Annotated in this window: 1 protein-coding gene (cut by a window edge); it reads left to right on the forward strand. The window is 56.9% G+C overall.

Going from position 1 to position 12413, the window contains the following annotated elements; translation table 11 throughout:
* On the forward strand, positions 1-12413 hold the 5' portion of the coding sequence (locus XDD1_RS10515) for a non-ribosomal peptide synthase/polyketide synthase (protein WP_045970995.1). Its footprint extends 9520 nt past the window's final position; 12413 of the gene's 21933 nt are visible here — the first part of the coding sequence; the start codon lies at positions 1-3; its stop codon lies beyond the right edge, outside the window.

The raw sequence follows: 12413 nt of genomic DNA on the forward strand, positions 1-12413 counted from the left end.
ATGCCTAAGTCATGCAATAACATTAACAACAGAAGTATTAAATTTTCTCTCAGTTCTACTCAGCAAGCCGCTTGGCTCGCTCAATACCTCCATCCTAATAGTACTTGTTACCATTTTGGTTCAGTGGTTCTGATTGAGGGTGAATTGGATGAGGCGCTGTTAGTACGTGCTTTTGAAGCCGTTGTTTATCGTCATGAGGCATTGCGTTTACAACCCGTCGAGAGTCAAGAATTACCACAACAAGCACTCACGGATGCAGGGAATGTCTCCGTGACAATCCGTGACTTTTCAGACCATGCAGACCCGGAAGAGCAAGCGAAACAACACATTCAGGCCGCTTTTGTGCGCCCGTTTGATTTGCAGGGTGAACGCTGGCGTTTTGAACTGTTACGCGTGAATGATACGCGTTGGTACTGGCAGTTTTGCTGCCATCCTCTGATCGGTGACGAGGTCACGTTAAGACTCATCGCTGAAGATGTCGCTAATATTTATCGTGGCTTAATCAGGGGAGGGGAAATCACCGAAGCCGACCTGATATCCCCAGAAACACCGATCTGCCACTTACCGATATTGCCATTAGCAGAGCGGCAGCAAGTGCTGGTGGATTTTAACGCGACTCAGGCCGACTTTCCGCAAGATGCACTGATCCACTCACTGTTTGAAGCGCAGGCCGCACAACGTCCTGATGCCACGGCCGCCGTATTTGAGGGGCAAACACTCAGCTATGGCGAACTGAATCGCCGGGCCAATCAACTGGCGCATCATCTGATTGCACTCGGTATCCAACCGGATGACCGGGTCGCCATCTGTGTCGAACGCAGTCTGGGGCTAATTGTTGGCTTGCTGGCTATCCTCAAGGCCGGCGGGGCTTATGTGCCGCTGGATCCCGCCTATCCGGCTGAGCGATTGGCTTATATGCTTGAAGATGCCACGCCGGTACTCTTGCTGACTCAGACCACCCAACGCGACAAACTGCCCGGCACCCTGCCGACGGTGTTACTTGATCATTTCCTTGATGACCGCGATCGGCTGTCAGCGGCACAGCTCACGGCACAACCGTCTGACAATCCTGATGCTCAGATATTGGGGCTGACCGCCCGTCATCTGGCCTATGTGATCTACACCTCCGGCTCCACCGGACAACCCAAAGGGGTGATGATTGAACATCGCAGCCTGAGTAATTTGATTACCACCCAACAAAATACGCTGGCACTCACCCCTGACAGCCGCGTCTTACAGTTCGCCTCGAACAGTTTTGATGCCTGCATCTGGGAATGCTGCATGGCTTTGGTGGCAGGTGCCCGACTCTATCTCGCCAAACGTGCTGACCTGCTGCCTGGTGAGATACTGGCCGGCTATCTGGCAACCCATGCGATTAGCCATGTTCTCCTGTCACCGACCGTACTGGCAGCCATGGATTCACTACCCGATACTTTACACACCTTGCTGGTAGGAGGGGAAGCGTGCCCGCCAACCTTGGTCAAACGCTGGGCACGAGGACGGCAAATGCTCAATGCCTATGGCCCGACGGAAATCACCGTCTGTGCCACCCTCTATCCTTGTGACAATCAGGAAGAAAAAGCGCCACCGATTGGCCGCCCGATCGCCAATACCCAAATCTATATTCTGGATAGCCACGGTCAGCCGGTGCCCATTGGGATGAGTGGTGAAATTTATATTGGCGGTGCCGGCGTGGCGCGCGGTTATCTGAACCGGCCTGAACTGACCGCAGAACGTTTCCTCGCCGACCCCTTCTCTTCCAATCCTGATGCCCGGATGTATAAGACCGGTGACCTTGGCCGCTGGCTGCCTGACGGTAATATCGAATACCTTGGCCGCAATGATTTTCAGGTGAAATTACGTGGCTTCCGCATTGAACTGGGGGAAATCGAAACCCGCCTCAGACAGTGCCCCGGCGTGCGTGAGGCGGTCGTGCTGGCGCGCGAAGACAGACCGAATCAGAAACGGCTGGTGGCCTATCTGCTGGCAGAACCGGATGCCAAACTCCTGCCCGCCGAACTGCGCCGGCAACTCGCCCGGCACCTTGCCGACCATATGCTGCCCAGCGCGTTTGTCACATTAGCGGCTTTCCCGTTGACGCCCAATGGCAAACTCGACCGTCGGGCACTGCCTGCCCCTGATGCAAAAGATGTGGCGACCCGTGACTACGAAGAACCCATCGGTGAGACAGAAATTGCCTTGGCTCAAATCTGGCAAACCTTGTTAGGCTTAGAACAAGTGGGTCGCCACGATCATTTCTTTGAACTGGGAGGGCATTCATTGCTGGCTTCCCAACTCATCGCCCAGATCCGTCAAAATTTGGCACGGGAGTTATCATTACAACAACTCTTCGATCACCCCGTTCTGATGAATTTGGCTCAAACATTGGCTGACATTGCCGTCAGCGCGCAGGTCGCGATCCCCGTGACTGACCGTAGCCAGCTGTTACCGTTATCCTTTGCGCAGCAACGGCTGTGGTTTCTGGGGCAAATCGATCAAGCAGCCAGTCTGGCCTATCATATTCCGGTGATATTACGCCTTAACGGACACCTGAGTCACCCTGCCCTGAACCACGCATTCAATCAGTTAACCGCCCGGCATGAAATTTTGCGTACCCGCTTTGTTCTGGTCGCCGGCCAGCCTTGCCAACAAATCGATCCGGCTGATATCGGTGTCACTTTATCCTACCAAGATCTGCGCCTGTCCACACCAGAAGCGCATACCAGCCGTCTCGCTGAACTTGCCGCCTTCGAAGCACAGACACCTTTTGATTTTAGTCAAGGTCCGCTGATCCGCGGTCATTTGCTGCAACTGGCCGATGAGGAACATGTCTTACTGCTGACCCAACATCACATTATCTCTGACGGCTGGTCCATCGGCGTATTGATGCGTGAACTGAGCATCCTCTACCATGCTGCCCTCAATGGCCAAGACGATCCCCTGCCACCCTTGCCCATTCAATACGCCGATTACACCGTTTGGCAGCGTGAATGGCTGCAAGCAGCAGCAGCCAAGCTCACGGCACAACGTCACTTCTGGTGTTCTCAACTGGCAGGCGCGCCGCCCTTATTGACCTTGCCGACCGACCGGCCACGCCCGGCGGCACAGTCTTTTATCGGCGGGCAAATTCCTGTCCACTTTGATGCGGATTTATTGGCCGCCCTTAAAGCACTGGGACAACGCCATAACGTAACCTTGTTTATGACTGTCCTCAGCGCCTGGAGTATTGTGCTGGCCCGGCTGAGTGGTCAGGATGAGATTGTCATCGGTACGCCGGTGGCTAACCGAACCCATTATCAGCTTGAACCGTTAATCGGTTTCTTCGTCAATACGCTGGCCTTGCGGGTCACTCTGAACGATTCCGCCACGGTGACTGATCTGCTCAAGGCGATCCGGGCACAGGCGCTCGCGGCCTATGACCATCAGGATCTGCCCTTTGAGCAAGTGGTGGAGGCACTCCAGCCGGAACGTAACCTGAGCTACAGCCCCATATTTCAGGTGATGCTGGCCTTAAACAACACACCATTCCAAGAGCTGACCCTGCCCGATATACAATGTTCACTACTTGAACCGATGTCTCCCAGCGCCCAATTTGACTTAACATTATCGCTGACTGATACCCACACGGGTCTGACCGGAGAGCTGGTTTATGCGGCCGATCTGTTCGACGCCGCAACGGCTGAACGCATGGTCGGTTACCTGAAAAATGTGCTAGCGGCCATGGTAGCAGATGAGACACACCCCATCGCCACCCTGCCTATTCTGCCGGTATCAGAGCGACAACAATTGCTGGTGGATTTCAATGCCACACAGGCGGATTTCCCGCAAGATGCGCTGATCCACCAACTGGTTGAAGCACAGGCCGCACGGCAACCGGAGGCTACCGCCGCCGTATTTGAAGAACAAACAATCAGCTATGGCGAACTTAATCGCCGTGCCAATCAACTGGCCCATCATCTGATTGCGCTCGGTGTCCGGCCGGATGACCGGGTCGCCATCTGTGTCGAACGCAGTCTGGAGTTAGTGATTGGCCTGCTGGCTATCCTTAAGGCCGGTGGGGCTTATGTGCCGCTGGACCCCGCCTATCCGGCCGATCGGTTGGCTTATATGCTGGAAGATGCCACGCCCGTGGTTTTGCTGGCTCAAGCGGAACAAGTTAACCGACTGGACAGTGCCATACCGACGGTATTACTTGATATACCAGCTCCCCGTCTGGCGGCTCAGCCCGATGATAATCCTCAGGTACAAACGCTGGGGCTGACATCCCGCCATCTGGCCTATGTGATTTACACCTCCGGCTCCACCGGCCAACCGAAAGGGGTGATGATTGAACATCGCGGCCTGTGTAATTTAATTACCACCCAACAAAAAACGCTGGTACTCACCCCTGACAGCCGCGTCTTACAATTCGCCTCGAACAGTTTCGATGCCTGCATTTTGGAATACTGCATGACTTTTGTGGCGGGTGCCTGCCTCTATCTCGCCAAACGTGCCGACCTGCTGCCCGGTGAGATCTTGTCCGGCTACCTGGCCACCCATGCTATTAGCCATGTGATCCTGTCACCGACCGCGCTGGCGGCGATGGATGCACTGCCCGATACCCTGCAAATGTTGCTGATGGCGGGAGAGGTGTGCCCGCCAACCTTGGTCAAACGCTGGGCGCAGGGACGGCTGATGATCAATGGCTATGGGCCGACGGAAACCACCATTTGGGCCACCCTTTATCAATGTGACAGTGAGGAAGAGAGTGCACCGCCTATTGGCCATCCGATTGCCAATACCCGCATCTATATTCTTGATGCCCATGCTCAACCCGTTCCGCTGGGTGTCATCGGCGAGATTTATATTGCCGGTGCCGGCGTCGCCCGCGGCTACCTCAACCGGCCGGAACTGACGGCGGAACGCTTCCTGCCAGATCCATTTGTTTCAGAGCCAGAGGCCCGGATGTACAAAACCGGTGACCTTGGTCGCTGGCGACCCGACGGCAATATCGAATACCTCGGCCGCAATGATTTTCAGGTGAAATTACGCGGTTTTCGCATTGAACTGGGGGAAATTGAGGCGAAACTTGAACAGTGCCACGGCGTACGCGAAGCCATTGTGCTGGCGCGCGAAGATGTGCCGGGCCAAAAACGGCTGGTGGCCTATCTGCGGCCACAGGCAGGGATTGAATTGGTGCCGGCGGAACTGCGTCAGCAACTCGCCCAGCATTTGGCCGATTATATGCTGCCCAGCGCGTTTGTGACCTTAGCGACTTTCCCCCTGACGCCCAATGGCAAAATCAACCGGCAGGCACTACCGGAACCTGATTCATCCGCTATCGCCACCCGCAACCATCAGCCCCCCATCGGTGAAACGGAGACCGCGCTGGCCCAAATCTGGCAGAAGCTATTAAACTTGCCCTCGGTCAGCCGCCATGATCACTTCTTCGAACTCGGCGGCCACTCGCTGATGATTGTCAGCCTGATCGAAGAACTGCGTCTGCTGGGCTGGCAGCTCCATGTTCGCCATGTCTTCACCACCCCCGTCCTCGCCGATATGGCGCAGGCTCTCCGGCGTCACACCGAGGCGTTTGTCGTGCCGCCCAACCTGATCCCGCCAGACTGCACGGCCATCACCCCCGCTATGTTGCCGCTGGTTTCGCTGTCCCAAACCGAGATTGACACCCTCGTTGAATCCATTCCGGGCGGGGCAAGCAATGTACAGGATATCTATCCGCTGGCACCCTTGCAGGAGGGGATCCTGTTCCATAATCTGTTACAAACCCAAGGTGATGACTATTTATCACATATCATGCTGGCGTTTGATAACCGTGAGCACCTTGATGATTTTCTGACTGCCCTGCAACAAGTGATTGACCGCCATGATATCCTGCGCACCGCAGTCTACTGGCAAGATCTGCCCCAGCCCGTTCAGGTGGTCTGGCGTCAGGCATCACTGAATATCAATGTCTTCACCCCGGCGACAATGGACGACGTAGCCGCACAACTACAAAAGCACACTGATCCACGCCTGCATCGTATCGATCTGAACCGTGCGCCCTTGTTCACGGCGGATATCGCCCATGATCCGGCACAAAATGCGTGGTTGCTGGTACTGCGTTTCCATCATCTGGTCAGCGACCACCTGACACTGGAGCTGATTTTCGCTGAAATGGCCTTGCTATTGCAGGGGCAAGAAACCCTGCCTGTGGCACTGCCCTATCGTAATTTCATCGCCCAGACACTGAATACACCGATTTCCATTCATGAAGATTATTTCCGCCAACAACTCGCTGATATTGACGAACCCACCGCGCCGTTTGGGGTACTCACCCTTAAAGACCGGCCAAAATCGGGGGAGTTAGCCGATGATAGCAATCCGTTGACACAGGCCAGCCTATTGCTGGCACCTGAACTGGCACACGCGATCCGGGCACAGGCACGCCGTCTGGGCGTCAGTTCCAGTGTGCTGTTCCATGTCGCCTGGGCGCAAGTTCTGGCCAAAACCAGCAGCCGTGACGATGTGGTGTTTGGCTCCGTACTGTTGGGGCGTCTGCAAGGTATTTCCGGTGCCGATCAGATATTAGGCATGTTTATCAATACCCTGCCCATTCGTCTCTCCTTGCGCGGGCGCAGCGTACAAGACATCGTGCAGGAGACTTACCGTAACCTGACCCGCTTACTGGAACATGAGCAGGCACCGTTGGCACTGGCACAACAGTGCAGTGGCGTGACACAGCCGATCCCCTTATTTAGCACGTTGCTGAATTATCGTCATAGCCAAGCTGATGACACAGCGATAGTCAGTGCTATCGGGCCGGGCATCCGTCTTTTGGCGGCAGAAGAGCGCACTAATTATCCCGTTAACCTGGCAGTGGATGATTTAGGGGATGACTTTCAACTGACTGCCCTGACCGTAACCGGCATAGCACCGACACAAATTAACACTTATCTGGTGACGGCCATGAGTGGCTTGGTTGAGGCGCTGGTTCACAACCCACAACAGCCGATCCTGACTATTCCGATCCTGCCCACGGCAGAGCGGCAGCAATTGCTGGTGGATTTCAATGCCACACAGGCGGATTTCCCGCAAGAGGCGCTGACCCACCAACTGGTTGAAGTGCAGGCGGCACAGCGGCCTGAGGATATCGCAGCGGTATTTGAGGGACAAACGCTCAGTTATGGCGAGCTTAATCGTCGTGCCAATCAGTTGGCCCATCACCTGATTGCACTGGGAATACGGCCGGATGATCGGGTCGCCATTTGTGTTGAACGCGGTCTGGAATTAATTGTTGGCCTGCTCGCTATCTTTAAAGCCGGCGGGGTTTATGTGCCGCTGGATACCGCCTATCCGGTTGATCGGTTGGCGTATATGCTGGAAGATGCCACTCCGGTGGTCTTACTGACTCAATCCGTACTCCTTGATCGATTAGACAGTGATCGGTTAGACAGTGCCATACCGACGGTACTGCTTGATACACAGGGAGCCCTTCTGGCAGCTCAGCCCGATGACAATCCGCAGGCACAATCGCTGGGGCTGACATCCCGCCATCTGGCCTATATCATTTACACCTCCGGCTCCACCGGCCAACCCAAAGGGGTGATGCTCGAACATCGCGGCCTGTGCAATTTGGTGACCACCCAGCGAAATGTGCTGGCACTCACCCCTGACAGCCGCGTCTTACAGTTCGCCTCGAACAGTTTCGATGGCTGCATTTTTGAATACGGCATGACTCTCACGGCAGGTGCCAGCCTCTATCTCGCCAAACGTGCCGACCTGCTGCCCGGTGAAATCCTGTCCGGCTATCTGACCGCCCATGCCATTAGTCATGTCGCCCTGCCACCCACCGCGCTGGCGACGATGGATGCACTGCCCGATAGCTTACACACCTTGCTGGTGGTGGGAGAGGCGTGCCCGCCAGCCCTGGTCAAGCGCTGGGCGAAGGGGCGGCAGATGTTCAATGGCTATGGCCCGACGGAAACCACCGTTTGTGCCACCCTCTATCCCTGTGACAGTCAGGAAGAGAGTGCGCCTCCCATTGGCCGCCCGATTGCCAATACCCGCATCTATATTCTGGATAACCACGGCCAACCCGTCCCGCGGGGTGTCATCGGCGAGATTTATATTGCCGGTGCCGGCGTCGCCCGCGGCTACCTCAACCGGCCAGAATTGACGGCGGAACGTTTCCTGCGTGATCCGTTCTCTGCCGATCCCGATGCCCGGATGTACAAGACCGGCGACCTCGGTCGCTGGCGACCCGACGGTAATATCGAGTACTGCGGCCGTAATGATTTTCAGGTGAAATTACGCGGTTTCCGCATTGAACTGGGGGAAATTGAGGCCAAGCTTGAACAATGCCACGGTGTGCGCGAAGCGATCGTACTGGCACGCGAAGACCAACCCAATCAGAAACGGCTGGTGGCCTATTTGCGTCCACAAGAGGGTGTTAAACTCCAGCCAACTGAACTGCGCCAGCAACTTGCCCAGCATCTGGCTGAATATATGCTGCCCAGCTCATTTGTGATACTGGACGCTTTCCCACTGACGCCCAATGGCAAAATCAACCGGCAGGCACTGCCTGCCCCGGATTCATCGTCCGTGGTGACGCAAGCGTATGAGGCACCGGTGGGTGAAATCGAAATCGCCCTGGCCGGGATTTGGCAGGCGGTGCTGGGGCTGGAACGCATCGGCCGCCATGATCACTTCTTTGAGCTTGGCGGTCATTCCCTGCTGGCGGTACAGTTGGCTTCGCGGGTGCGTCAGGTACTGGCGCGCGAATTACCCTTGCAGTCACTCTTTGACCGGCCGCGTCTGATTGAACTGGCCCAGACACTGACAGAGACGGCAGTCACCACACAGGTGACCATTCCGCTGGCGGATCGCTTGCAGCCGCTGCCGCTCTCTTTTGCCCAGCAACGGCTGTGGTTTCTGGGGCAACTCGATCCGGCGGCCAGTCTGGCCTATCATATCCCGCTGGCGTTACATCTGACCGGACGGCTTAATCGCCCTGCCCTGATCCACGCCCTCAATTGCTTGGTTGCCCGCCATGAAAGCCTGCGCACGCGCTTTGTGCTGATTGAAGGCCAGCCCTGCCAGCAACTCGATCCGGTTGACACCGGTTTTGCCCTGTTCTGCCAAGATCTGCGCGCATTAACGCCGGACGATCACCGCCAGCGTATTGCTGCCTTGACCGCGCTTGAATGGCAGACGCCTTTCGACTTTAGCCAAGGCCCGCTGATCCGCGGTCATTTGCTGCAACTGGCCGAAGAAGAACATGTCTTATTGATCACCCAACACCATATTATTTCTGACGGCTGGTCCCTCGCGGTGCTGATGCAGGAGCTGGCCACGCTCTACCGTGCCGCCCTTGATAGTCAGGACGATCCCTTACCTCCGTTGCCCATTCAGTATGCCGACTATGCGGTTTGGCAGCGCGACAGGCTGCAAGCCGCCGACCTTGCAGCTCAACGCGATTTCTGGTGTTCCCAGCTTACCGGGGTGCCGGCCTTGCTGACCCTGCCCACAGATCGGCCTCGTCCGGCGGTACAGCGCTATGTCGGCAGCCATTGCCCTGTGCATTTTGATGGGGAGTTGGTCGCTGCGCTTAAGGCGCTGGGACGACGCCATAACACCACCTTGTTTATGACCGTACTCACCGGCTGGAGTATTGTGCTGGCCCGGCTGAGTGGTCAGGAGGAAGTCGTTATTGGTACGCCGGTTGCCGGCCGCCAGCACCATGAGCTGGAGGGATTGATCGGGTTCTTTGTCAATACGCTGGCCTTGCGGGTCACTTTGGATGACCGCACCACGGTTACCGACCTGCTCACCCAAGTCCGTGAGCGGGCGCTGGCCGCCTACGCCCATCAGGATCTGCCCTTTGAGCAGGTGGTGGAAGCGCTCCAACCGGAACGCAGCCTGAGCCACAGCCCGATCTTTCAGGTGATGCTGGCCCTGGACAATACGCCCCTGAATGCGACATTACAAAATCTGGCCTTACCGGATCTGCAACTCACCCCTGTCGAGCAAGAACACCAGAGCGCGCATTTTGATCTGACCCTGTCCCTGACGGAAACCGAGGCGGGTTTGAGCGGTGAACTGGGCTATGCCGTTGATTTATTCGATGCGGCCACGATTGAGCGCGTGATCGGCTACTTAGCCAATGTGTTGGCGGCAATGACCGCCGATGAAACACAGACCATTGCCACCCTGCCCCTGCTGCCGGCATCAGAGCGGCAACAATTGTTGGTCGATTTCAATGCCACACAGGCGGATTTCCCGCAGGATGCGCTGATCCACCCACTGTTCGAAGCACAGGCGGCACGGGCACCTGAAGCGACCGCCGTGGTGTTTGGGGAACAGACACTCAGCTATGGTGAACTGAACCGCCGTGCCAACCGGCTGGCGCACCATCTGATAGCACTGGGAGTAAAGCCGGATGATCGGGTGGCGATTTGTACCGAGCGCAGTCTGGAAATGATGGTGGGATTGTTGGCTATTTTGAAGGCCGGCGGGGCCTATGTCCCCTTAGATCCCGCTTATCCGGCCGAACGGCTGGACTATATGCTGGCGGATGCTGCGCCGGTGGTATTACTTACCCAAGCGGCTCTGCTAGACACACTGGATTATCACCAGCCCACCGTAATCCTTGATGCCGGTTCTCCGGTACTGGATAACGGATCGGAAGAAAACCCTGACGCTCAGGCGCTGGGGCTGACTTCACAGCATCTGGCCTATGTGATCTACACCTCCGGCTCTACCGGACGGCCCAAAGGGGTGATGGTGGCGCACCGGAATGTCATCAATCTTTATACCGGATTGAATCGCCTACTTGCCCTCACGCCACCGTGCCGCGTGGCCATGAATGCCAGTATTGTCTTCGATGCCTCTGTGAGTAGCTGGTTCCAGTTGCTTGCCGGCCATACTCTGGTGCTCGTCCCTGAAACCCTGCGTACCGATGGCCTGGCGCTCTGGCACTATTTTGCCCGCCATGCCGTGGATCTGTTTGACTGCACCCCGGTTCAATTGCAATGGCTACTGGACGCCGGTTTGGGAACTACCGCCGGGTATCAACCCAGGCAGGTACTGATCGGGGGGGACAGCATTCCTCCCCAGATCTGGTTCACATTGCAACAGATAAAAACCACCCGCTTTATCAATGTGTACGGACCCACAGAATGTACGGTGGATGCCAGTTTCTGCCCGGTGGATTTATCCCTGCCGCAACCCAGCATCGGCCGCCCGATGGCCAATACCCAAATTTATATTCTGGATATTCAGGGCCAGCCCGTGCCCCTCGGCGTGGCCGGTGAAATTTATATCGCCGGTGCCGGCGTGGCGCGGGGTTACCTGAACCGGCCTGAACTCACCGCAGAACGCTTTGTCGCTGATCCGTTCTCTGCCGCCCCTGGTGCCCGCATGTACAAGACCGGCGACCTCGGCCACTGGCTGCCCGACGGCACGATTGAATACCTCGGCCGCAATGATTTTCAGGTCAAGCTGCGCGGTTTCCGCATTGAACTGGGTGAAATCGAGGCTCAACTGATGCAGTGTCACGGCGTGCGCGAGGCCGTCGTTCTCGCCCGCGAAGACGCGACAGGGCAAAAACAGTTGGTGGCCTACCTGCGGCCACAGGAGGGCGTTGAACTGCTGCCGGCCGCACTGCGCCGGCAGCTTGCCCGGCACCTTGCGGACTATATGCTGCCCAGCGCGTTTGTGATGCTGGAAGTTTTCCCGCTGACCCCCAACGGCAAACTGGACCGGCAGGCGCTGCCGGCCCCCGATGGATCTGCGGTGGTCACCCGTCGCTATGAAGCCCCGGAGGGGGAGATGGAAACCGTTCTGGCCCAAATCTGGCAAGACCTGCTGGGACTGGAAAAAGTCGGCCGTCATGATCACTTCTTTGAACTTGGCGGGCACTCGCTGTTGATCGTCAGCCTGATGGAACAGCTCCACAAGCTGGGCTGGCGGCTGGAGGTGCGCAACGTGTTCGAGACGCCGATCCTGCGGGCGCTGGCGCAAACCCTGTCAGCAAACCCGCACACGCTACCGGCTTTCGACGTGCCCGCCAATCTTATTCCCACCGGCTGCACGGCGATCACTTCCGCCATGTTGCCGCTGGTATCGCTCTCCCAAACCGAGATAGATGCCCTGACGGCGGCGATCCCCGGCGGCGCCGGCAATGTGCAGGATATTTATCCACTCGCGCCGTTGCAGGAAGGGATTTTCTTCCACCATCTATTACAGACCCAGGGGGACGATTATCTGCTGCGCTGCTTGCTCGCTTTTGACAACCGTGAACGGCTCAATGCCTTTTTGGCTGCCCTGCAACAGGTTATCGACCGCCATGATATTTTGCGCACTTCCGTCCATTGGCAGGATCTGCCCCACCCCGTTCAGGTGGTCTGGCGTCAGGCTGTGCTGCCTGTCAATGT

This window comes from Xenorhabdus doucetiae (genome assembly GCF_000968195.1).
GTDB lineage: Bacteria > Pseudomonadota > Gammaproteobacteria > Enterobacterales > Enterobacteriaceae > Xenorhabdus > Xenorhabdus doucetiae.